The organism is Citricoccus muralis (genome assembly GCF_003386075.1).
In the GTDB taxonomy this organism is placed as follows: Bacteria; Actinomycetota; Actinomycetes; order Actinomycetales; family Micrococcaceae; genus Citricoccus; species Citricoccus muralis.
In genome coordinates this window covers 3,288,702-3,312,666 of the sequence record NZ_QREH01000001.1, presented here as the reverse complement: position 1 = coordinate 3,312,666, position 23,965 = coordinate 3,288,702, and the positions used below count along the sequence as shown (strand labels likewise).

Below are 23,965 nucleotides of genomic sequence, written 5' to 3'. Positions count from 1 at the left end.
TCACTCCCACCGAAAGACATCACCATGACGTTTTCTTCACGACTGACCGCAGTCGGCGCCTCGATGGCATTGCTGTCCGCCACCCTCGTGGTGCCGGCACAGGCTGCCACGGCTGCCCCCGATACCGACGCCGTCATCATTAATGAGGCTTACACCAACGGCGGTTCCGCCAACGCCGTCTTCACCCACAAGTTCGTGGAGCTCTACAACCCGAGCGATGCCGACGTCTCCCTGGACGGCTGGTCCATCCAATACCGTTCCTCGGGCGGCACCGGCGACCCGACCGGGGTCATCGAGCTCTCGGGCACCATCAAGGCCGGCGGCCATTACCTGGTCCAGGGCAATGCCAATGGCAACGAGCCGAACGGTGCGGCCCTGCCAGTCGCCGATGCCGGTATCGGCACCAGCGTGGCCTTCGCCGGCACCAACGGGACCATCGTCCTGGCCAACCAGACCGAACGGGTCTCCCTGCCGGTCGGTTCCGTGACCGCCGAGACCGAGGCGGCCGGCGTCGTCGACCTGTTGGGTTACGGCACCTCGAACACCTTCGAGACCGCCGCCGCCACCGGCCCCTCCGCGAACAACGACCCGAAGTCCATGACCCGCACGGACGGCGTGGACACCGATGACAACTCCGCCGACTTCGCGGCCACCGGCACGGTCACCCCCACCAACGCGGCGGGTGAGACCGGCGCGGTCCCGGATCCCGAGCCGGAACCGGAGCAGCCGACCGAGCTCACCTCGATCGCGGAGATCCAGGGCACCGGCGCTGCCTCCGAGATGATCGGCCAGAATGTCATGACCCAGGGCGTGGTCACCGCCGTCTACTCCACCGGGGGCTTCAACGGGTACTACCTCCAGACTGCCGATTCCGGAGGTGACGATGACTCCACCCCGGGTGCCTCCGACGCCATCTTCATCTACTCCGCGGACACCGTGGGTGAGGTCACCCTGGGCGATCACGTGCAGGTCGTCGGCGAGGTGTCCGAGTACTACGGCGGCACCCAGCTGACCGTCCGCGCCGGTGGCGTGGAACAGCTCGACGAGGCCGCAGAGGCCGTGAAGCCCACTGTCCTCGAGTTCCCCGCCGACGAGGAGACCAAGGAGGCTCACGAGGGCATGCTGCTCGATCCCTCGGGGCTGGAGTGGACGATCACGGACAACTATGACGTGAACGCCTACGGTTCGCTCGGCCTCGCCCCGGGCGCTGACCCGCTCCCGAACCCGACGTCGGTCGCCAACCCGGGTGCCGAGGCGCAGGCCGTGATGGCGGAGAACGCCGAGAAGCTCATCGTCCTGGATGACGGTGCCTCGACGAACTTCATGCGCTCCCCCGGCAACCAGAACAAGTTGCCGTACCTGAACATCGACGATCCCGTGCGCGTCGGTTCAGCCGTGACTTTCACGGACCCGGTGATCCTCGACTACCGCTACGACGCCTGGAACTTCCAGCCGACTCAGCACCTCACGCACGAGAATGCCGAGGAGGTCCAGCCGGCGACCTTCGAGAACACCCGTGAGGCGGAGGCCACCCCGGAGGACGTGGGCGGCAACGTGCAGCTGGCCTCGTTCAACGTGCTGAACTACTTCACCACCCTGGGGGATGAGTTCGAGGACTGCGATGCCTACGAGGACCACGAGGGCAACCCGATTGCCACCGATTACTGTGATCCCCGCGGCGCGTACAACGAGGAGAACTTCCTGCGCCAACAGGAGAAGATCGTCGCCGCCATCAATGGGCTTGACGCCTCCGTGGTGGCGCTCGAGGAGATCGAGAACGCCGCCAAGTTCGGCAAGGACCGTGACGAGTCCCTGGCCGCACTGGTGCAGGCCCTCAATGCCGAGGCGGGCTCGGAGAAGTGGGCCTATGCCGCCTCACCGGCCGAGCGTCCCGCCGCCGCGGATGAGGACTACATCCGCAACGCCTTCATCTATCAGCCGGCCGCCGTGGAGACTGTCGGCGAATCCACCATCCTCACCGGTGATCCCGCCTTCGGCAACGCCCGCGAGCCGCTGGCCCAGACCTTCCGCGCCCTCGGCGAGGACGGCGGGATCGAGGGCACCGAGTTCGTGGCCATCACCAATCACTTCAAGTCCAAGGGTTCCGGTTCCGGCGCCGGCAATGAGGACAGCGGTGACGGGCAGGGCAACTCCAATGCGGACCGAGTGGCCCAGGCCGAGTCCCTGGTGGACTTCGCCGAGGACCTGAAGGACTCCGAGGACACGGATCGGGTGTTCCTCATGGGCGATTTCAATGCCTACGAGAAGGAGGACCCGATCAAGGTCCTCGAAGCCGCAGGCTACGTGAGCCAGGGGGCCAAGGCCGAGGGCGAGTACTCCTACGCCTACGATGCCGGCGTCGGCTCATTGGACGGGATCTTCGCCTCCGGCAGCGCCGACGAGACCGTGACCGGCACGGACATCTGGATGATCAACGCCAACGAGTCCGTTGCCATGGAGTACTCCCGCTACAACTACACCCCGGAGCAGCTCTACGCCCCCGATCAGTGGCGCTCCTCCGACCACAACCCGATCCTCGTGGGCGTCCAGCTCGGTGACGCCGAGGAGCCGGTCGAGGACGGCAACCCGAACAAGGGTCCGGGCAACAACTCCGGAAAGGGCCCGAAGAAGGGTGAACACCCGGTCCACGGCGGGAACCACCCCGGTCAGGGCAAGGGCAACCCCTGGAAGTGAGTTGACTCCCACCCCCTGCTGAACCAGCGGTCAGAAGAGGCTCGTTCTCCCCGGATTTCCGGGGAGAACGGGCCTCTTCTGACCTTCAGATAACGTGGGGCGGGCGGCGGGATCAGCCGGTGGCGAGTGCCCAGATCGCCCGGGCCGCGGCGTCGGCGTCGCCCAGGGTGCGGGCCCGTCCGTCCGGATCGCGGCCGGCTTCTGCGGCGATCGCCGTGCCCCACTGGACTGACGCCAGTTGGAGCCCCAGGACGAACACCCCCTCCTGGACCGCTCCCCCGGCCCCCTTCAGGCGGTGGGGACGCCCGGTCACGTCGAAGCCGCGGCCCGGCACCGGGTCACCCTCCTCGTCCTCCACGGTGTACGGCACCGCGGTGCCGTCGGCCAGGAGCGAGGACACCAGGCCGGAGGTTGAGAGCAGCACGCGGTTCGGTGGCATCATCGCCTCCATCATCCAGGTCCCCCGGTGCACGTCCAGGGTCTCGTCCGCACCACCCACCTGCGGGGAGGACACCGTGAACCGGGACCTGCCGGCGTCGGGCTCGAACTGCGGGTCCGGTCCCACGAACCGGACCAGGCCCGCACGGGCCACGGCGAGCAGTTGTTCCACGCGCGTCAGCGGCGGACCGGACGCCAAACCCTCCACGAGCGTCTCGAACCAGCCGGAGACGTCCCGCCGCCGGGAGGCATCGGTGAGCCGCTGCTCTGCCACCAGTTGCTTCACCAGCAACCGCGCGGCATGCAGGGTCCCGATGGCCACCATGAGTGGGGAGTCCTCGCCGGCCGCGGCCTCGGAACTGATCCCCTCCAGGAATCCGGCGACCTCCCGCTGGTACTCCTCACCCGAGTCGTACACCCGGCCCTCGAAGGGACGGGCCAGCGTTCGGATGTCCAGGAACGGCATGCCCGGCGCATACGCGTGGAGCAGTTCCTGCGCCTGGTGCGCCGTGACCGGTTCGCCGCGGCCGGCCGACTCCAGCAGGCCGACGAGCGAAGCAAGGAACTCGATGGCCGGACCGGAGCCGCCGAGGATCTCCGGCCGGTTGTGCACCAGGGCGTTGTAGTAGGCGCGCACCACGTCACGGTGGATCAGCGGCCACAGGTGCATCATGAAGTCGAGCGGACCGTGCTCGGCCTGCAGCGCCTGCACCACCTCCGGCACCAGGTACTTCAGGGCCACGGCGTGGGGGACGAACGCGTCCAGCTCGGCCTTCGGCAGGTAGCAGACACCCCTCCGTGAGGCCGGGTGCAGCACGGGCTCGGTGCCGGAGGGCTCATAGCGCAGCGCCCGGCCCGGGCCCTGGCCGGTATCCACGAAGCGGCCGCCCCGGCCCAGGGTCAGCTGCGCGAGCGCGTCGAAGAAGTTCAGGCCCATCCCGCGCACCAGCACGTCCGCCCCGGCGGGCACGGCGTCCCAATCGAGGTCACAGGGGATGGACGGCCCGCGGTATTCCAGCCCCAGGTCCGCCGCCGCGGTGGCCAGGCGGTGCTGCTCGCCCGTCAGGCGGGCGGGGACGTGCCCCACGGCCAGCACGACGGCGTCCGCCGCCACCCTGCTCCCGTCACCCAGGGTGAGGATCGCCTTCCGGGGCGCGGCGCCGTGGGCGCCTTGCACCGGGGTCACCCTCCGAGCGGGTTCCAGGTGCACCACCTCGGTCTGGCGCCATTCCAGGGTCCCGACGGCGGCCGATGCGGCCAGCGCGTCCGTCACCTCGCGGTACATCTCGGCGAGGTAGCGGCCGTAGACCGCCCGCGGCGGGTAGTCGGTGCGGTCCAGAACCTGGGCCCGGTCAGGGTTCGCCATCCTCCACTGATCGAAGGTCAGTGCCGCCGACGAGGGCCGCAGTCCGGGGGTGCCGGCGGCCGCCACGGTCGGGAAGAAGGACGGGGTGTTCATCAGGAACAGCTCTGACTGCCCGGTCTGCCACACGTGGCCCGGCCCCGGCTCCTCCGGATCCAGCACCACGATGTCCACCAGCGGCACCGGTGCCGACTCTCCAGCCTCCTCCACCACCGACAGCAACCGCTCCAGGAACGAGGTCCCCCGCGGCCCGGCCCCCACCACGGCGATCGTGAACCGGTCTCCTGGGACGGCTGGGGTCATGGCGGGGTCCTCTCGCGGTGCGGTGTGTTCGTGGTCATCAGCCTACGGCCGGCGCGGGGACGTGTGCTTCGATGGTGGCATGCAGCAGAACCCGCACCCCGCCCCCACCGTCACACCCACCGGCCTCGCCACGGAGGCCGAGGACGAGTTCCTCTGGCTTGAGGACATCCACGGCGAGCGCCCCCTGGACTGGGTCCGAGAGCAGGATGCCCGCACGGAGGCGCTGTTGGCCTCAAACGGTTTCGACGCGTTGCAGCGGGACCTCACCGCCATCCTCGATTCCCCGGACCGGATCCCCCACGTCACCAAGCGCGGAGACTGGTACTACAACTTCTGGCGGGACGGCGAGCACCCGCGCGGTCTGTGGCGCCGGACCCGCTGGGAGCCGTACCTGGCCGGGGACCCCCAGTGGGAGGTCCTCCTGGATGTGGACGCCCTGGCCGCCCAAGAGGGTACCGATTGGGTGTTCGCCGGGGCCCGGCTGCTGCGCCCGGACTGGGACCGTGCCCTGCTGCGGCTCTCCCCCGATGGCGGTGACGCCGTGGCCGTGCGCGAGTTCGACCTCGTCACCCGGGCTTTCGTGCCGGCGCCCGAGGGCTTCGACCTGCCGGTGGCCAAGACCCAGGCCTCGTGGATCGACCGCGACCGGCTGCTGGTCGGCACGGTGACGGACCCGGATCCCGACACCGGCGACGCCACCCGGTCCTCCTACGCCCGGACCCTGCGGGTCCTCCAGCGCGGCCGGCCGGAGGCTGCCATCGCCGCCGCACCCACCGTGTTCGAGGTGGATGCCGAGCACGTGGCCGCGTTCGGCGGGCACGATTCCACGCCGGGCTGGGAGCGGACGATCGCGATCGACGCCGTGGACTTCTACCGCTCCACCACGTGGCTGCGTGAGCCCGAGGCCAGCTCCGGCTGGCGGTTGCTCGAGGTGCCCCTGGACGCCGAGGTGGACGTGCACCGGCAGTGGCTGACGGTGTTCCTGAAGTCCGAGTGGGAGTTGCCGACCGCCGTGCACCCGGCCGGCTCCCTGCTAGTCTGCACGGTGGACGGCTTCCTGGACGGCTCCGAGGAGCCGCGGGCGGCGTTCCTGCCCGCCCCAGACCGCACCCTGTCCGCATGGACGTGGACCGCGTCCCACCTGGTGCTGACCGTGCTGCAGGACGTCGCCTCCACCCTGTACGCCCTGCCCCAGACCGCGCTGGCGGCCACCGACCCCCGCGGGACCCCGCAGACCAGCGCCGGACGACCACCGGCGCTGGAGGCCACCCGCCGGATCCGGCTGGCGCACCCGAATCCCGCCGACCCGTTCCTGACCCTGGGGGTCAGCGCCGTGGATGACGAGGACCCGGACTGCGGCAACGACCTGTGGATCACCGCCACCGGCGCACTCACCCCGCCCACCCTGTTGCGGGCCACGCTCCCGGCGCACCTGGAAGAGGACAGCCGGCCGGACGGCGTCGTTCCCGATCTGGTGACCGTGCGCACCGGGCCGGAGCATTTCGATGCCACCGGGCTGTCCGTGCGCCAGCACTTCGCCGTGTCCGACGACGGCACCCGGGTCCCGTACTTCCAAATCGGTCCCGAGGACCTCGAGACCGACGGGGCCAACCCCGTGGTGATGGACGGCTACGGCGGGTTCCTCGCCTCCAAGCTGCCCGGTTACTCCGGCGTGTACGGCCGCGGCTGGCTGAGCCGCCGGAACGACGCCGGCCGCCGGGGCGTCCACGTGATCGCCAACATCCGCGGCGGCGGGGAGTACGGACCCGACTGGCACCGGGCGGCCCTGCAGGAGAACCGGCACCGCGCCTACGAGGACTTCGCCGCCGTGGCCCGCGACCTCATCCGTCGCGGCGTGACGGACCGGTCCCACCTGGCTGCCACCGGCCGATCCAACGGCGGCCTGCTCATGGGCAACATGGCCACCACCTACCCCGAATTGTTCGGTGCCCTGAGCTGCGGGGTGCCCCTGCTGGACATGCGCCGGTACACGGTGCTCTCCGCCGGCCACAGCTGGATCGCCGAGTACGGTGACCCGGAGGATCCCGAGCAGTGGGAGTACATCCGCACCTTCTCGCCCTACCACCTGCTGCTCGAGCGTCCGGTTCCAGGCGCCGAGGCCGGACGCGACGCCGAAGGCCCAGGAACGGGCTACCCGGATCTCCTCGTGTGGACGGCCACCTCGGACGACCGGGTCGGCCCGGTCCAGGCGCGCAAGATGGCGGCCCGGATGATGCGGCTAGGTGTGCCGAACGTGTGGTTCCACGAGGATCTCGAGGGCGGCCACGCGGGTGCCTCGGACAACCGGCAGGCCGCCGCACTGCACGCACGGTCCCTGGAGTTCCTGTGGAGGAGCGTCGCAGACGACTCGCTTTGAACTCCGGGGCCCCCGGCGGCTACCATGTCAGGGTTACCATCTCACCGATGGCAACAGTGGAGACGTGCCAGAGCGGCCGAATGGACTTCACTGCTAATGAAGGGTCCGGCGAAAGTCGGACCGGGGGTTCAAATCCCCCCGTCTCCGCAGTTGTCCTGAGTCGCGACATCGTTGACTGACGATGTCGCGGCTCAGGACTTTTTTGTGAGCACCGCCTGATGGTCCCCTCTGAATGCCCTGAAGGCGGCCCTCGCTCCTGTTGTGCGGATACACAAGCGTCTAGGGTCGACAACGCGACGCCGGCTGGGCCCATCGCTCGCCGGTCACCCCATGACGAAGGAGCGCACACCATGCAGGACTTCACATCAGTCGACCAGCTTCAGAACGCAACCGTCTTCGGCAATGACGGCGACAAGATCGGAACGATCGGCCAGGTCTACCTCGACGATCAGAACAACCAGCCCACGTTCGTGACGGTGAAGACCGGGTTGTTCGGGATGAAGGAAACATTCATCCCCGTCTCCGAGGCCACCCGGAACCAAGATGGCTTGCAGGTTCCCTTCGACAAGGCGTTCGTCAAGGACGCTCCGAACATCGATGCCGATGGTTCGCTCTCCCCCGAGGAAGAGCAGCGGCTCTACGAGTACTACTCCATGGACTACCAGGGCACCGGTGGCGCCGGTGACCGGCCTGACGCGGCCCCCGGTACCGATCGGGACGCCGGTCTGGCCGCTGCCAGCGGCACCGCTGCCACCGGCGTGGGGGGCCTCGGCACCCAGCGTGGCGGGGCCGACCGCACTGCCGCCGACTTGGACCGCGACGTCAATACTGACGGCCAGGTACCGGGTGTGGCCGGACATGACCGCGAAACCGTGGTCGCCCGCGATGAGCACCTCAACGTGGGCACGGAACGCCGCGAATCCGGCCACGTCCGGTTGCGTAAGCACACCTACACGGACACGGAGACGGTGGAGGTCCCGGTGAGCCGGGAAGAAGTCGTCGTCGAGCGCGAGCCGATCGATCCGTCCTCCCCCGAGGCCCTGCGCGATGGCAGGGACGAGGACGTCGTCGTGACCACCCATGAAGAGGTCCCTGTGGTGGACAAGACCGCAACCGCCGAGAAGGTGACCGTGGACAAGAACACCGTCCGGGACACCGAGCGGGTCAGCGGTTCCGTGCAGCACGAGGACGTCGAGGTCGACGGTGACGACACCGCCACCGGCCGGGATGGCCGCCGCGGCTGACCCCGCCCCCACATGTCACGATCACATGCCAGCGGCGCCTGACCCATCACGGGTCGGGCGCCGCTGGCGGTCGGGGCCTCAGTCCTCCTGGCCCTGCTCACGCTGGAGGATGTGCAGGAACTGCAGGGCCTCCTCGGCGGTGAGCACCGTGTGCGCGGAGAGCTCCAGGGCGGCGTCCTCCACCCGTCCGTCACGGACCAGGGCGGTCAGCTGATCCCGCAGATAGGGCGGCAGATCGTCCGAGGACACGCGGACGGTGGTCTCGTCCCGCACCACCTCGAGTTCGAACGGCCGATCGGCCGGCAGGCTCTCCTCCAGCCAGTCCTCCGGGACCACGAGGTCGGTCGCGTCGGCGATGTCCGCCGGGGGCACACGGGTGCCCGAGCTCTCAGCGGGATTGACAGCGGTGGGCGAGGCGGCCGGCGTCGTGCCCTCGGCCGCAGGCTTGGTCCACATCTGCGGATAGGTGGCGAGGGCCTGGATGTCCATCATGGCCTCGAAGGTGCCGAGTCCGGTGGAGCGGCGGTAGGCGGTGACGGCCTCGGCGGTGCGGCCGGCGGCGATCAGCCGATAGACCTCGCGGTGCGCGGCCTGGTCCATCCGGTTCGAGGCAACCTTGGCGTTCTCGGAGCTGATGCGGCCGGCCAAGGAGCCCCGCCGCGGGCGGTGACCTGACTTCCCGGAGGAGGTACCGGAGGAGGTGGAACCGGAGGCGGCACGGCGCGACAGCACCCATGCGCCGCCACCGACGACGGCGGCCACGACCACCAGGATCAACACCGGAACGAGGTACTCCATGGTCCCAGTCTAGGGCGAGACCCTCAGGGTGCGTCGACGGTCCAGACCCGGTGTCCCGGGGCCATCTCTCCGGGGTTCTGCGAGGTGAACAGGACCACGCCGGGATAGGCCTCCAGCTCGGCTCGCAACAGGCGCAGGCCTTCCGCGTCCAGGTCCGCATCGATGCCGTCCAGCACCAGCAGCGGCGGGTTGTCCAGCAGGGCGCGGCCCAGCTTGAGCCGGGCCACCTGCGAACCCGTCAGTGGTTGGCCACCGTTCTTGAGCCGCGTGTCCTCACCACGGGGAAACGCCTCCAGGACGCGGTCCAGGCCCACCCGTTCGATGACCTCCCGGGTCTGTTCGTCCGTGGCCTGGGGATTGCGGTAGGTGATGGCCCGGGACACGGTGCCCCGCTCGAGCGGCACGCGCACGGAGGCGTGGCCGAGCAGCTTGCGCCGTTGGCGGCCCGGCGCCCGGGTGTAGTCGTATCCGTCCACGACCATCTCGAGGCCGGGGACCTCACCGCCCGGCTCCGCGGCCGTGTTCTGACCGGCCAGGAGGTTCACCAGGAACGGCTGGATTCGCCCCGGGTCATGGGACCTGATCTGGATGACCTCGCCGGCGCCGGCCTGGAGGAGGGGGACGCGCTGGCCCTGGACCACCATGCGGCGGATCCGCAGCCCGTTGTGGTCGGTATCCGAGCGCTCCCGCGCCACGTCCTTCCAGTTCTGCTCACGGTCCTTCTCGGCCTTCCGGAGCACCTCGGCCTGGGCCAGCAACGGCGCCTGGATGCGGCGGGCTGCCTTGTAGTTCTGCCGGTACTCGACCACGCGGCCCAGGTCCCCCAGCGGGGTGGACATCACGCCCACCAGGGTCATGGCGGAGGCCACGCCGGCGGTGTCGATCATGCCGAGGGTGCCGAGCACCACCACGGCGGCGGTGGCCAGCGAGGCCGCCGTGATGGCGGAGGCGCGGACCAGCCCCGTGATGCGGGCACGGGACACGGCGGCGTTGACCACCTTGCCCGAGTCCCGGTCCAGGGCGTTGAGCTCGCGGTTGATGCCCCCGGCGGCCTGGATGGACTCCCCGGCGCGGACGGTGTCCGCGATGCGGGCGGACATCCGACCACGACGCCGGCGCAGGTACCTCGCGCGGGTGAAAGTCGCCTTGGCCAGCGGTGGCACGGCCAGCCCGAGCAGCACGATGGGAATGCCGACGGCCAAGCCGACCTGCCAGTTGGAGATGGCCAGCACGCCGAGCACCACCACGATCAGCGGCAGCGAGGTCAACAGTGGCACCAGGCCCTGGGAGACCCAGTTGCGCACGGAGGTCAGGTCATTGGAGGCACGGGTGATGGTCACGCCGAGGGACGGGTTGCCGGAGCCGGCCAGCGTGGTGCCGATCAGCTTGCGGCGCAGTTCATAGACGTAGTCCTGGCCGAGGTCCTCCCCCACCACCCGCTCCCCCCAGCGGGCGCCGAAGATGGACAGCACGGTGAGAGCCAGGACGGACAGCTGCAGCCACGGCACGTAGGTGCCCGCCTCCGCCACGGCCGCCGGGTCCAGGGCGGATCCGTCCGGGGCCGTCCCGGCGTTGAGTCCCGCATTGACCTGGGCGGGCATCCCCAACAGTGAGTCCACTGTGAAGGACATGACCAGCGCCATGATCGCCTGGAAGATGCCGAGCAGGAACAGGATCACCAAAAGATGGCGGCGTCGCCCCGCCCAGACGGTCGGCATCCGCTCCCCCTGGCCGGTGGCCTCGGTCGTGCCCTCGTCCTCCTGGTCCGTGGCGGCACCGACGGCGCTACCGGCGGTGTCCTCAGCGGGGTCCTCAGCGGGGTCCTCAAGGGGGCCGTCGGCCAGGGACTCGGCGGTGGCGTCAGCCGACAGCCGGAACCGGCGCTGGGAGCCGGTCCGGCCGTCGTCGTGCTGCTGGTTCTCGGGGCGATCCGGGTTCAGGATGTCCTCCAGTCCTGGGGCAGCAGGGCGGTTGAGACGGCTGCGCTCGTGAGTTCGTAGGTGTCGATGACGGGAACCCCCAAGCAGGCCAGGACCTCGTTGGCCTCGGCGGTGGCCAGCGGCGAGGAGGTCAGCACCCCCGAGACCGCGGCCACGTCCAGGCCGGCGTCCTGCAGTTCGCGGACTCCGCCCACGGCGCCGAGAGCGTCACCGGCGGCGAAGACCACGCGGTCCACCACGGACTGGAAGAGGGGGTCGCGCAGCAACCGGGCGGTCTCGCCCTGGTACACGCCGTCGGCGATCTCGACAATCACCACATCGGTATCGGTCTCCGCCATGGCATCCACCAGGTTCACCGTCAGCGAGCGGACCTGCTCGAAGTCGAGCTTGAAGGTGGTGGGATACCCGAAGTCGGTGAAGTCCAGGACCTTGGCGGCGCCTCCGTCCACGTAGATCATCGGGTCGTTCCCGGCACCGGTGCCGGTGGACTTGCCGGCGGAGACCTTCAAGCCGGCGTTGGTCAGGCCGTTGACGAGGGTGGCCATGGCGGTGGACTTGCCGGAGTTCATCGAGGTGCCGAGCACCGCGACCACGGTCGGGCGGCCCGGCAGAGCGGCGTTCAGCTCCTCGGCGGGGGCACCGAGGGCCGGAACCGGGTTCAGCGAGTACGGGGCGAACCGGGAGAGGTTGACGATCCCGGATTCGTCCGCGAGCAGGCCCAGCGGCTCGATCCTCGTCGGATCGTCCATGTCGGCATGCTGCTCGGTGACCGTGCCGGCCACGCCGCCGGCGGCGACCAGGTGGCAGGGTTCCAGGGAGTCCGGCACGTGGGCCAGGAACTGGTCTGCGGCGTAACGGTGGCCGTAGGCCAACATGATGATCGCGCCGGGGAACAGGATGGCCTTGCGGGACTCGGGGGTCTCGACGCGCTTGTGGTTGAGGATCTCGCTCACGCGTGCCACGACCACGTCGCCGGCCTGCGGGGTGACGGTGGGGCCGCTGGCCAGGTGGAAGGCGGAGCGGTCCGCGTCCAGGGCCTCACTCACGAACCGGGTGGTGTAGGCGGCCTGGATGCGGTCCGGAAGCTCCGCCCGCTGGTAGGTGGCGCCGGCGTTCTCAACGATGGTCAGGGCACTGGTCGGGTGGCTCATCTCGATGGTCATGGCGTGGCCTCTCACTGTGTTCCGGTGACCGTTCGGGGTGTTCCGCCGGCCTCGGGAACCATGGAACCAACACCCCATGAGGGGTGCATGAGTTCGGAATGAGAGCGTTCTCATCTACTGCGCAGGAACCAGCCCAGGATCGCCGCCACCACCGCGAGGACTGCCGTCATGAGCACGGTCCCGGGCCAGCCTGCCCCCGCCAGGAACACCCCGCCGAGCCAGCCGAACAGGCTGGAGCCGGCGTAGTAGCCGAAGTTGTAGAGCGAGGCCGACTGCGCCCGGCCGGCCACCGCGGCCGCCCCCGCCCAGCCCGATGCCACCGCGTGGGCCCCGAAGAACCCGCCGGTGAAGACGATCGTGGCCGGCAGCACCACCCACAGGGAGGGGACCAGGGTGAGCAGCACCCCGGTGATCATGATCGCCGTGGACACCAGCAGCACGGGACCGCGCCCGTGGCGCCCGGCCAGTCGACCCGCCAGCGGGGAGGTCCAGGTGCCGGCCAGATAGGCCACGAAGACCAGGGACACCAGCGCGATGGGCAGGTTGAACGGGTCACCGGCCAGGTGGAATCCGAGGTAGTTGTACATCGCCACAAAGCCGCCCATCAGCAGGAACCCCTGGGCGTAGATGACCAGCAGAGCCGGGGAGCGAAGGTTGCCCGCCAGCGCGTGGACCGCCTCCCGGAAGGTGGTGCGGTGCGGGGTGAACCCGCGGGCGGTCGGGGCCAGGAGCAGGAAGGCGACGGCACAGGCCACGGACAGCACGGTGACGGCCAGCATGCCGAGTCGCCAGTCTGTCAGTTCTCCGATGGGCGCGGCCAGGAGGCGCCCGGCCAGCCCGCCAAGGGTGGTGCCGGAGATGTAGGTCCCGGCCGCCAGCGCCGAAGAGGCGGCGCTGACCTCCTCGTTGAGGTAGGCCAGGGCCAGCGCCGGGACACCCCCGAGGGCGAACCCCTCGAGGAGGCGGAAGGCCAGGATGGCCTCGAGGCCCGGCACCGCGACCGCCGTCAGCGAGAAGGCACAGGCCGCCATGATGGCCCACCCCATGACCCGTTTCCGGCCGAAACGGTCACCGGCATAGGACCACGGGATCACGCCGATGGCCAGTCCCAGGGTGGCCAGGGAGACCATGAGGGCGGCATCGGAGGCGGTGATGCTCAGGTCCTCGCTGATCAGCGGGAGCAGGCCCTGCGGGGAGTACAGCTGGGCGAAGGTCGCGACGCCGGCCAGGAACAGTCCCAGCAGCAGGCGGCGGTAACCGGGGGTCCCAGGGATATGTCCGGACCACGGTCCTGATGTGCCTGTCTCCACGGGCCCGACTCTAGCGCCGTGACCAGAGCGGAGGCGCCGTGCTGGCCTAGGATTGATTCCCATGACGACTTCTGTGGATCTGAGCCAGTCCTTCAAGGCCTATGACGTGCGCGGCATCGTCGGGGAATCGATCACTGAGGGATCCGTCCGGGCCGTGGGCGCGGCCTTCGTGGACGTGCTGGGGCTGGCTGGTTCCCGGGTGCTGGTCGGCGGGGACATGCGCCCGTCCTCGCCCGAGTTCGCCCGGGCCTTCGCGGAGGGGGCCACCTCCCGCGGGGCGGACGTGGTGATGCTCGGGCTGATCTCCACGGACATGCTGTACTACGCCTGTGGCGTGGAGCAGGCCGCCGGGGTGGTCTTCACCGCCTCGCACAACCCCGCCGCCTACAACGGCATGAAGATGGCCAAGGCCGGCGCGGTCCCGGTGTCCTCGGACACCGGGCTGTACGAGATCCGTGATGTGGCCCAGCGCTACCTCGATGCCGGTCAGATCCCGGCGGTGGAGTCCACCGGTGCCGTGACGGAGCAGGACATGCTCGCCGCGTACGCCTCCTACCTGCGCTCCCTCGTGGACCTGTCCGGGATCCGGGAGTTGAAGGTCGTGGTGGACGCCGGCAACGGGATGGCCGGCAAGACCACGCCCGCCGTCCTCGGCGACACCGTGCTGGAGGGGCTGCCCCTGCAGATCGAACCGCTGTACTTCGAACTGGACGGCACCTTCCCCAACCATCCGGCGAACCCGCTGGAACCGGAGAACCTGCGTGATCTTCAGGCCGCCGTCCTGGCCCACGGCGCGGACCTCGGCCTGGCCTTCGACGGGGACGCCGACCGCTGCTTCGTGATCGACGAGAAGGGTGCCCCGGTCTCTCCCTCCGCCGTGACCGGATTGGTGGCCCGCCGCGAGATCGCCCGTGCCCAGGCCGGAGACACCGTCAACGGGTCCGTGCAGGCCCCGGAGCCCGAGCCGGTGATCATCCACAACCTCATCACCTCCCATGCCGTGCCCGAACTGGTCGCGGCCCAGGGCGGCCGCGCCGTGAAGACCCGGGTGGGCCATTCCTTCATCAAGGCCGTCATGGCCGCAGAGGGGGCCGTGTTCGGCGGGGAGCACTCCGCGCACTACTACTTCCGGGACTTCTACAACGCGGACACCGGGATGCTCGCGGCCATGCACGTCCTGGCGGCCCTCGGCACCCAGGAGTTGCCGCTGTCCGAGCTGGCCGCGGAGTACGACCCGTACACCGCCTCCGGTGAGATCAACTCCGAGGTCGAGGACAAGGCCGGTGCTGTGGCGCGCGTGCTGCAGGCCTTCGCCCCGTCACTGGCCGCCGACGCCACCGCAGCCGGCGAGGACACGGTGTCCGCCGCCATCGACGCCGAGGGCCTGCCCGGCACCGGGGTGCTCGTGGACCGCATGGACGGCACCACCGTGACCGCGGTCGACGGCTCCTGGTGGTTCAACCTGCGCCCGTCCAATACCGAGCCGTTCCTCCGCTACAACGGCGAGGCCCACGATGCCGGCACCATGGCCCGCATCCGCGACACCGTCCTGACCCTCGTCCGCCAGAACGCCTGAGTCACTCTCCCGGCCTGTCCGGGGTGCGGGTGATTCGAACGCGTCCGACCCGGTGGCCGTCCATGTCCACGACCTCCAGGCCGGCCCCCTCGGCCTCCACCCGGTCCCCCGCCTCGGGAACGCGCCCCAATTGGGCCATCACGAAGCCGCCGACAGTCTCGTAAGAGCCATCATCCGGCAGTTCGACGCCGGTCTGCTGGGCCAGTTCCTGCAGGATGAGCCCGCCGTCCACCTCGGCGTCCTCACCCTGCTCCAAGGAGTTGTCCTCCGCGGCCAGGCTGTCATCGAACTCGTCGTAGATGTCCCCGACGAGTTCCTCCAGCAGGTCCTCCAGCGTGACGATCCCGTCAGTGCCACCGTATTCGTCGATGACCAGGGCGATCTGATTGCCGCTGGAGCGCATGCGGCTCAGGGCATGCAACACGTCAACCGTGCCGGGCAGCACGGTGATCTCGCGGGCGATCCCGGCCAAGGTGGTTGACGGGTCCGGCACCCGCAACAGGTCGCGGATGTGGATGAAACCGAGGATGTCATCCGAGTCCTCCCCGGTGATGGGATAGCGCGAATTGGGCAGGTCCGCCAGTTGCCGCATGGCCTCGGACACACTGATGTCTCCGGCCAGGAAGTTCACCTCGGGGCGAGGCCGCATCACCTCCACCACCGTGCGGTCCGCTGCGTCGAACACGGACTGCAACACGTGCCGATCCGTGTCCTCGAGCGCCTCCGACGACGACACCATCGAGCGGATCTCCTCGGCGGAGACCGCCTCCTGGTGGGCCTTCGGATCACCGCCGAGCAGGCGGACCACCAGATTGGTGGACACCGAGAGCAGCCAGATGGCCGGGCGCATCAGGACGGCGAAGGCTCCCAGCGGCGGAGCCAGGACCTTGGTGAAACCCACCGCGTTCTGCATCGCCATCCGCTTCGGGACCAGCTCGCCGAAGACGAGGGAGAGATAGGCGATGAACAGCGTCATGCCAATGAGTGCCGCCGTGCTGGCGGTCTGCTCCCCCAGCCCCCAACCGATCAGGACGGGTGCGAGGTCCGGTGCGATCGTGGACGCCCCGTAGGCGGAGGAGAAGAAACCGGCGACGGTGACTCCGATCTGCACGGCGGACAGGAACAGGTTGGGGTCACGGACCAGCGCCGCGGTCTTGGCACCCCGCGGTCCGCTGTCCTCGATCGCCTGGACCTGGGATTGCCGCAGGTTGACGATGGCCATCTCCGTGCCGGCGAACACGCCGCCGATGAGCACGAAGAGCACGACGAGAGCCACATTCAGCAAGGTGTTGAGGTCCATGAGACCACGCTATCTCGCCGCGTCTCCCCGCCGGGCTGGTCAGCCGTTCAGAGCCAGGACAAAGGGCAGCACCCCACTGGCTCCGGCGCCACGCAGCACGCGGCCGGCCTCGGTCAGCGTCCAGCGGCTGTCCGTGCGATCGTCGATGAGGAGCACCGGGCCGTGCTGTCCGGACTCCCTGGCCGAGGCCAACTGGGAGGCCAGCTCCTCGGGGACGGAGAACATCCGCCAGACCGAGGCCAGCCGGAAGGCGCTGTTGCCCCCGGATTCCCCGCGGGGCCCTCCGTCCACGAGCTCGAGGGAGCCCAGGTACGGCAGACGTCCGATCCGGGCAATTCCCTCCGCGAAGGAGCCCACCAGCTGGGGGCGCGAGCGGGACGGCACCGACACCACCGCGATGGGACGTTCCGCCCACTCCCAGGACGCCAGGACCTGGACTGCTCCCTGTAGCAGGTCCTGCTCCACGGGGGCATCCTGGACGCCTCCCTCCGTGATAGTGAACAGGGTGCGCAGCCGTCCGCCCCAGCCCAGGTCCGTCAGACGGGCCACGGCCCGCCCTTCGGCCACCTGGGATTCCTCCGGGATGCGACCCTTCAGCGGCACCCCCAGCCGGTCCATGCCGCTGGGCCAGCTCCGGCGTGGCTCGATGGGCACCCCTACCCGGCCCAACGCCTTCGAGGCACTGCCCTTGGCCGTCTCGTCGATACCTGTGGGGAACCACGGGCCGGCGCAGTTGTCACACCGGCCGCAGGGCGCTGCCTCGGGGTCATCCAGGACGTGCGAGAGGAACTCCATGCGGCATCCGGACGTGTTCTCGTAGTCCAGCATGAGTTTTTCCTCGGCCAGTCGGGCCTGGGCCACCCGGCCATAGCGTTCGCCGTCATACGTCCACGGCTGCGCGGTCCGCTGCCAGCCGCCCTGGGTGCGTTCCACGGCCCCGTCCACGGCCAGGACCTTGAGCAGCAGCTCCAGGGGCGTGCGTTTCAGGTCCACCCGTGTCTCCAGGGCGGGGACGGACAGCGGTTTCCCGGCGGCCTCCAGCTCTCCCAGTACGGCCCGGGCCCGGTGCTCGTCCGGCATGGAGGTGGTGGCGAAGTAGCGCCAGATCTCGCGGTCCTCGGTGCCGGGCAGCAGCAGCACATCGGCGTGGTCCGTGGCACGGCCGGCGCGGCCGACCTGCTGGTAGTAGGCCACCGGGGAGCTGGGTGCGCCGAGGTGGACCACGAAGCCCAGGTCCGGTTTGTCGAAGCCCATGCCCAGGGCGGAGGTGGCGACCAGGGCCTTGACCCGGTTGTCCTTCAGGGCCTGCTCCAGTTCGGCCCGCTGTTCCGGGTCCGTCCGTCCGGTGTAGGACACCACCTCATGGCCGGCGTCCCGCAGGGCGCGCGCGGTGTCCTCGGCCGCGGAGACGGTGAGCGCGTAGACGATCCCGGACCCGGGCAGCGAGCCCAGGTGGGTCAGCAACCAGGCGAGCCGACTGGCCGGACTCGGCATGCGCAGCACCCCGAGCCGCAGGGAGGAACGGGCCAACGGGCCGCGCAGGACGAAGACCTCCCCCGAACCGTCTGCTCCAGCCACGCCGAGTTGTTCGGCAACGTCCTGGACCACGCGCTCGTTGGCCGTGGCCGTGGTGGCCAGCACCGGCACACGGCGGTCACCGGCACCGGGCAGTTGGGCGATGAGATCCCGGATTCGCCGGTAGTCGGGACGGAAGTCATGGCCCCAGTCCGAGATGCAGTGCGCCTCATCCACCACCAGCATCCCGGTCCGGCGGATGAGGTCCGGCAATTGCACGTCCCGGAACTGCGGGTTGTTGAGCCGCTCGGGTGACACCAGCAGCACGTCCACCGTGTCTGCGGCGAGCCGCTCCCGGATCTGGTCCCATTCGGTGGCGTTCGCGGAGTTGATGGCCTCGGCGCGCACCCCGGCCCGGGCCGCGGCGGAGACCTGGTCCCGCATCAGTGCCAGCAGCGGGGAGACGATCAGGGTGGGGCCCGCACCCCGTGCACGCAGCAGCAGGGAGGCCACGAAGTAGACCGCGGACTTGCCCCAGCCGGTGCGCTGGACCACCAGGGCCCGGCGCCGATCGGCCACCAGGGCCTCGATCGCCTCGAACTGGCCGGGGTGGAAGTCGGCGTCCTCGCGGCCCACCAGCCGGCACAGAACCTCACGGGCCTCGGCCCGCAGTTCCTCCCGGGCCGTCGAGGTCTCGCCAGGGAAGTCACCGTCGTTGTCGTTGTACGCCATGCGGCCAGTATTCCAGCCGGGACGGACACCCCAGCGCTCGGTGCGCCGGACGGTGGAGGAGGGCGCCGTCGTCGTGCCCTGTGGAGGAGGCGACCGGCATGGTCCGGCTCGGTTAAACGCCGCCGCCCGGCACCGAATCGGTACCGGGCGGCGGCGTAGCCAACGGAGTCAGCGTGGTCAGCCGTTGACGCGCTGGCGCAACCCGTCCAGCTGGCCGGCGATCGAGGCCGGCAGGGAGGCACCGAAGCGGGCGAACCATTCCTCGATGGACGCCACCTCGTCCTTCCATTCCCCGGTGTCCACCCGGAGGGCGTCCTCGAGGTCCGCCGCCGAGAGGTCCAAGCCCGTCAGGTCCAGCGCCTCCGGGGTGGGGACGTAGCCGACCGGGGTCTCGGTGGCGTCAGCCGTACCCTCGAGGCGTCCCACGACCCACTTCAGCACGCGGGAGTTCTCCCCGAAGCCGGGCCAGGCGAAGCCGCCGTCCCGGTTGCGGCGGAACCAGTTGACCAGGTAGATCTTCGGCAGCTTGGCCTGGTCCACCTCGCCGGAGACCTTGACCCAGTGCTCCAGGTAGTCGCCCGCGTCGTAGCCGATGAACGGCAGCATGGCCATCGGATCGCGGCGGACCACGCCCACGGCGCCGACGGCGGCAGCCGTGGTCTCCGAGGAGAGGGTGGCGCCCTTGAAGATGCCGTCCTCCCAGTCGAAGGACTCGGTCACGAGCGGGATGGTGGTCTTGCGGCGGCCGCCGAAGAGGATCGCATCCAGCTTGACCCCGTTGGGCTCGTGGTACTCGTCCGCCAGCATCTCGGTCTGGTCGATCGGGGTGCAGAACCGGGAGTTCGGGTGGGCCGCCGGGGTCTCGGACTCCGGGGTCCAGTCGTTGCCCTTCCAGTCGGTCAGGTGAGCCGGGACCTCGTCCGTCATGCCCTCCCACCACACGCCGCCGTCATCCGTCAGGGCGACGTTGGTGAAGATCGAGTTGCCCTGGGAGATGGCCTTCATGGCGTTCGGGTTGGTGCCCCAGCCCGTGCCGGGGGCCACGCCGAAGTAGCCAGCCTCCGGGTTGACCACCCGGAACTCGCCGTCCTTGCCGGGGCGGATCCAGGTGATGTCATCACCAAGGGTCTCCGCCTTCCAGCCCTCGATGGTCGGATCGATCAACGCGAGGTTGGTCTTGCCGCAGGCCGAGGGGAACGCGCCGGAGATCGTGTAGGACTTGCCCTCCGGGTTGGTCAGCTTGAGGATCAGCATGTGTTCGGCCAGCCAGCCCTCGTCCCGGGCCATGACCGAGGCGATGCGCAGCGCGTAGCACTTCTTGCCCAGCAGGGCGTTGCCGCCGTAGCCGGAGCCGTAGGACCAGATGGAGCGCTCCTCGGGGAAGTGCACGATCCATTTGGTCTCGTTGCAGGGCCATGCCACATCGGCATCGCCCTCTTCGAGCGGGGCGCCGACGGAGTGCAGGGCGGGGACGAAGAACGCCTCGGTCTCCTCCATCTTCTTCAGCACGTCCGTCCCGATGCGGGCCATGATGCGCATGGAGTTCACCACGTAGGCGGAGTCCGTGATCTCGACGCCGAACTTCGGGTCATCGGCCTCGAGGTGGCCCATGACGAAGGGGATGACGTACATCGTGCGGCCGTGCATGGATCCGGCGAAGGTGTCCTTGAGGATGCCCTTCATCTCGGACGGGTCCATCCAGTTGTTGGTGAAGCCGGCGTCCTCCTCCTTCTCGGAGCAGATGAACGTCCGGTCCTCGACGCGCGCCACATCGGCAGGGTCGGAGAAGGCGGCGTAGGAGTTCGGGAACTTGTCCTCGGAGAGCTTGACGAACGTGCCCGCCTCGACCAGTTCGCCGGCCAGGCGATCGTATTCCTCCTGGGAACCGTCCACCCAATACACGGAGTCGGGCTCCGTGAGCTCGGCGACCTCCTTCACCCAGTCGAGAAGCTTGCCGTAACTGGTCGGCGCTTCCGCCACAGCGCGATCTGCGAACGCGAGTGAGGAGTTTTTGGCCATGGGGGTCCTCCATTGGGTTGCGGGTGCATTCCGGTTGGGCACAAGGGAATGCGGCCGTCAGCGGCCGGCACTCCATTGTGCGTACACCGTCTCCACGACTCATTCTACCCACGGAGATTTCGCAGACGTTTCGGTGACGCCACCTGACATGTACGCACCCCGGCCCGGCGGACGACGGCGGCGCACCCGGCCCGTACGCACGTCCCGCCCAGAAGCTGAGATTTGGTGAACGGCCAGCGGGCCGGTATAGTCTTTCAAGGCCGATCGCGGTCGATGCGCCCTTAGCTCAGCTGGATAGAGCGTCTGTCTACGGAACAGAAGGTCAGGGGTTCGAATCCCTTAGGGCGCACCAAGAGGTCTGACACATCAGGCCAGTTCAAACCCGGATCCACGGCGGATCCGGGTTTTTGTGCTTCACGCCTTCAGGATGATCCGTGCCTCCACCGGCCCCTGTGGTCACCTGCGCCGCGAGGCGGCAACCGGAGCATCACGGACAATGGTGACCATGGCCACCGACGACCCCCGCGATCTGGACGAGTCCACCGACGTCCCGCCCCCTTCCCCCGCCGCACCCTCTTGCCCACCCCCGTCGCCGTCGCCACGCGCGGCGCAGGATCATGGCAGCACGCGCTCGAAGCTGAGGGCGGCGCTGGATGCCGTGGGCCACCCCTTCGGATTCGGTTTCGTCCTGACCCTCGGGGCCCTGACCGCCATCCTCATCGGCGCCGCCTTGACCTCCCTGAGCACGGTGCTCATGTACATCGTGGTGGCACTGTTCCTCGCCCTCGCCCTCGAACCGGCGGTCCGGTTCCTGGACCGCCGCGGCCTCCCGCGCCCGTGGGGCATCACCGTCACCCTGCTGGCGTTCCTGCTCGCCATCGCGGGCGTCCTGTGGCTGATCGTGCCCACCGTGGTCCAGCAGGTCGCCAACTTCGTCTCCAGCATCCCCGGCATGGTGGACGACTTCATGACCTCCGACCTCTACACCCGGCTGGAAGGGACCTTTGGGGAGGGGCTGAGCACGCTCACCGCCCAGATCGAGTCCTTCCTCACCGACCCGAACAGCCTGGCCACGATCGGCGGCGGCGCCCTACAGGCCGGCGTGGGGATCGCCAACGGGGTCTCCGGGGCGCTGATCGTCCTCGTGCTCGCCCTGTACTTCCTGGCCTCGCTGCAGTCGATGAAGCGGGCCCTCTACCGCCTGGCGCCCGCCCGGAACCGGCCGGGGATCGAGGACCTCACGGAGGAGATCACCCAGTCCGTGGGCGCCTTCCTCGCGGGCATGGTGGTCCTCGCCCTGGCCAACGCCGTGGTGGTCTTCGTCCTCCACGTGGTCCTCGGGCTGGCCTTCCCGGCCCTCATGGCCGTCACGGCCTTCTGCATCACCATCATCCCCCTCGTGGGAACGGTGCTGTTCTGGGTGATCGGCAGCTTCTTCGCCGTGTTCGTGGACCCCACCTCAGCGCTGATCTTCGCGATCGCGTACCTGGTCTACATGCAGGTGGAGGCCTACCTGCTGACGCCGCGGGTGATGAGCCGGGCCGTCGCCGTCCCCGGCGCCCTCGTGGTGATCGGCGCCCTGGTGGGTGGCACGCTGCTCGGGCTGGTCGGAGCCCTCATCGCAGTTCCCACGACGGCGGCCGTACTGCTGATCATCCGACGGGTGGTCGTCCCCCGCCAAGACGCCAAGACCTGAGCCGCCGGGACACCGGTGGCGCCGGAACCGCCCGCTACGGTCGAGGCACCACGAAGTGCGTCATCCGCGCATCACGTCCGTCCAACGTGGCCCATGCTCCCGGGATCCGAAAGACCTGCAGACCCAGCGTGGGATAGCGCTCCGCCATGGAGACGACGGCCTCCTCATCTGAGTCCACCGAGGCGATCCGCATACCCAGGTCCTGCACCCACGGCATGTGCCCGATGACCATCAGGGTCCGCACCCGTTCCTCGGTCTCGTTGATGACGGCCAGGGCACGGGTGGCGTCGGCGTCGTAGAGGCGGGAGTCCAGGTAAGGGGTCGGCGCCTTCTCCCCCAGCTCGCTGCACACCCACGTGCAGGTCTGGCGGGTGCGCACTGCATCGGAGCACAGGATCATGTCCGGGTACACGCCCTGCTCCACCAGCCACTGACCGGCGGCGGGTGCCTCACGATTCCCGCGGCCACCCAGTGGACGGTCGTGATCGTTCACGCCGTCCGGCCAGTCCGACTTGGCATGGCGCAGGAGGATCAGAGTCTTGTCACCGGAGGTGTCAATACGGTCGGGCATCGCGGCGTCGGCAGGCATACGGCCAGCCTACGTGCCCGCCACGGCTCAGATGCTGTATTCGGGGGCGGCCCATACGACCACTTCGGGGTGCTCGTAGAAGCGGTACCCCTGGCCGCGCACGGTCCGGACCGTACCGGAGAGCCGCCCCAGCTTGGAACGCAGACGGCGGATGTGGACGTCGATGGTGCGCTCGTTCGGCACCTCGTCCGAGTTCCTCCACAGGGACTCGAGCAGTTCGTCACGGCCCACGGTCCGTCCGCCGTTCTCCACCAGGTAGTTGAGCAGCTCGAACTCCTTGTACGTGAGGTTCAGGCCCTCACCGTCCAGCTGCACCTCGCGGCGGGCAAGATCGATCAGGACGCCCGGCTGGCGGGTCGAGACCGGAGCAGGGGCCTGGAGCAGGTCCGGACGGATGCCCTGCTGAATGGTCGGGTCCCCGAGGACCTGGCGGACGACCTCGAGGTCCGATCCGGGAGCTCCTGCCGGGGCGATCGCCACGGCGGCGGCGGACTGGGAACCCGGCACCAGGGATTCGACATAGTGGCGCAGCTCGTTGGCCAGCCGCGTCAGCGAAGTCCCGGCGGCCGAGGCGGCCGATTCGTCCATGCCCACGTAGATGACGAAGCCACGGGCCTCGGTCTCAGTGGCCACCGCCTGGGGGCCCGGGATCCCATTGGGGGCCAGGACCGGCATCGGCGCCGTCTGGGGCGCTTGCGACTCGGCCTCCCCGGCGGGCTCCACGACATTCTGGACCGAGTGGAGCGGCCGGCCGGCCGGTGTCCCATAGGTGCCGCCGTGCTCACGGTAACTGCGGACCCGTGCCGCACGGCGCTGGGCGTTGCGGACCGAGATGTGGACGTATCCCTGGGGACTGGTTGTCATGTCGATGAATCCTTGCGTCAGTGTCCTGTTCGGCGTGAGAGCGG

The 23,965-nt window shown here is 69.4% G+C and carries 15 protein-coding genes and 2 tRNA genes; 7 read left to right on the top strand and 10 right to left on the bottom strand.

What is annotated here, in order from left to right:
- Positions 1-24: 24 nt before the first annotated feature.
- Positions 25-2,694 carry an ExeM/NucH family extracellular endonuclease gene (locus tag C8E99_RS14750; RefSeq protein ID WP_115932937.1) on the top strand — a complete coding sequence of 890 codons (2,670 nt, stop codon included), beginning with the start codon at positions 25-27 and terminating at the stop codon, positions 2,692-2,694.
- A 112-nt stretch (positions 2,695-2,806) separates the two neighbouring features.
- Here the strand turns inward: C8E99_RS14750 and C8E99_RS14745 are convergent, their stop codons facing one another.
- Positions 2,807-4,798 (bottom strand): FAD/NAD(P)-binding protein, encoded by a 1,992-nt coding sequence (locus C8E99_RS14745; protein ID WP_115932936.1) that lies wholly within the window; start codon positions 4,796-4,798, stop codon positions 2,807-2,809.
- A gap of 79 nt (positions 4,799-4,877) precedes the next feature.
- Between C8E99_RS14745 and C8E99_RS14740 the strand changes: the two genes are divergently transcribed.
- The 3 genes from C8E99_RS14740 (at position 4,878) to C8E99_RS14730 (ending at position 8,419) form a co-directional block, all read left to right on the top strand.
- Positions 4,878-7,175, top strand: coding sequence for a prolyl oligopeptidase family serine peptidase (locus C8E99_RS14740; protein WP_115932935.1), 2,298 nt, complete (start codon positions 4,878-4,880; stop codon positions 7,173-7,175).
- Between the two features lie 58 nt (positions 7,176-7,233).
- Positions 7,234-7,322, top strand: a tRNA-Ser gene (locus C8E99_RS14735).
- A gap of 203 nt (positions 7,323-7,525) precedes the next feature.
- Complete coding sequence (locus C8E99_RS14730; protein WP_115932934.1) at positions 7,526-8,419, top strand: DUF2382 domain-containing protein; 894 nt, start codon at positions 7,526-7,528, stop codon at positions 8,417-8,419.
- A gap of 78 nt (positions 8,420-8,497) precedes the next feature.
- Here C8E99_RS14730 and C8E99_RS14725 read toward each other — a convergent pair whose 3' ends face one another.
- The 4 genes from C8E99_RS14725 to C8E99_RS14710 all read right to left on the bottom strand — a co-directional run bounded on the left by C8E99_RS14725 (position 8,498) and on the right by C8E99_RS14710 (position 13,630).
- A complete protein-coding gene (locus C8E99_RS14725; protein WP_115932933.1) occupies positions 8,498-9,217 on the bottom strand; it encodes a hypothetical protein in 720 nt (239 codons plus the stop codon).
- A 23-nt stretch (positions 9,218-9,240) separates the two neighbouring features.
- Positions 9,241-10,935, bottom strand: coding sequence for an ABC transporter transmembrane domain-containing protein (locus C8E99_RS14720; RefSeq protein ID WP_115932932.1), 1,695 nt, complete (start codon positions 10,933-10,935; stop codon positions 9,241-9,243).
- Positions 10,936-11,153: 218 nt separating this feature from the next.
- Positions 11,154-12,320, bottom strand: coding sequence for a DUF1611 domain-containing protein (locus C8E99_RS14715; RefSeq protein WP_115932931.1), 1,167 nt, complete (start codon positions 12,318-12,320; stop codon positions 11,154-11,156).
- A gap of 110 nt (positions 12,321-12,430) precedes the next feature.
- Positions 12,431-13,630 (bottom strand): MFS transporter, encoded by a 1,200-nt coding sequence (locus C8E99_RS14710; RefSeq protein ID WP_245952380.1) that lies wholly within the window; start codon positions 13,628-13,630, stop codon positions 12,431-12,433.
- 61 nt (positions 13,631-13,691) lie between these two features.
- Between C8E99_RS14710 and C8E99_RS14705 the strand changes: the two genes are divergently transcribed.
- Positions 13,692-15,206 carry a phosphomannomutase/phosphoglucomutase gene (locus C8E99_RS14705; RefSeq protein ID WP_211309065.1) on the top strand — a complete coding sequence of 505 codons (1,515 nt, stop codon included), beginning with the start codon at positions 13,692-13,694 and terminating at the stop codon, positions 15,204-15,206.
- A gap of 1 nt (position 15,207) precedes the next feature.
- On the opposite strand, the gene C8E99_RS14700 is transcribed toward C8E99_RS14705, so the two are convergent.
- From C8E99_RS14700 to C8E99_RS14690, 3 genes are all read right to left on the bottom strand, one after another.
- Positions 15,208-16,506, bottom strand: a complete 1,299-nt coding sequence (locus C8E99_RS14700; RefSeq protein WP_115932929.1) for a hemolysin family protein — start codon at positions 16,504-16,506, stop codon at positions 15,208-15,210.
- A gap of 39 nt (positions 16,507-16,545) precedes the next feature.
- On the bottom strand, positions 16,546-18,753 hold the full coding sequence (locus C8E99_RS14695; RefSeq protein ID WP_115932928.1) for a RecQ family ATP-dependent DNA helicase: 2,208 nt from the start codon (positions 18,751-18,753) through the stop codon (positions 16,546-16,548).
- Between the two features lie 177 nt (positions 18,754-18,930).
- Positions 18,931-20,772 (bottom strand): phosphoenolpyruvate carboxykinase (GTP), encoded by a 1,842-nt coding sequence (locus C8E99_RS14690; RefSeq protein ID WP_115932927.1) that lies wholly within the window; start codon positions 20,770-20,772, stop codon positions 18,931-18,933.
- Positions 20,773-21,047: 275 nt separating this feature from the next.
- Between C8E99_RS14690 and C8E99_RS14685 the strand changes: the two genes are divergently transcribed.
- Both C8E99_RS14685 and C8E99_RS14680 read left to right on the top strand, forming a co-directional pair.
- Positions 21,048-21,124 (top strand) — tRNA-Arg (locus tag C8E99_RS14685).
- 153 nt (positions 21,125-21,277) lie between these two features.
- The gene (locus C8E99_RS14680; RefSeq protein WP_115933523.1) at positions 21,278-22,468 is read left to right on the top strand and encodes an AI-2E family transporter; all 1,191 of its coding nucleotides are present in this window, start codon (positions 21,278-21,280) and stop codon (positions 22,466-22,468) included.
- 34 nt (positions 22,469-22,502) lie between these two features.
- On the opposite strand, the gene C8E99_RS14675 is transcribed toward C8E99_RS14680, so the two are convergent.
- Both C8E99_RS14675 and C8E99_RS14670 read right to left on the bottom strand, forming a co-directional pair.
- Positions 22,503-23,057, bottom strand: a complete 555-nt coding sequence (locus tag C8E99_RS14675; RefSeq protein ID WP_245952377.1) for a SixA phosphatase family protein — start codon at positions 23,055-23,057, stop codon at positions 22,503-22,505.
- Positions 23,058-23,084: 27 nt separating this feature from the next.
- Positions 23,085-23,921 carry a winged helix-turn-helix domain-containing protein gene (locus C8E99_RS14670; RefSeq protein ID WP_115932926.1) on the bottom strand — a complete coding sequence of 279 codons (837 nt, stop codon included), beginning with the start codon at positions 23,919-23,921 and terminating at the stop codon, positions 23,085-23,087.
- Positions 23,922-23,965 lie beyond the last annotated feature (44 nt).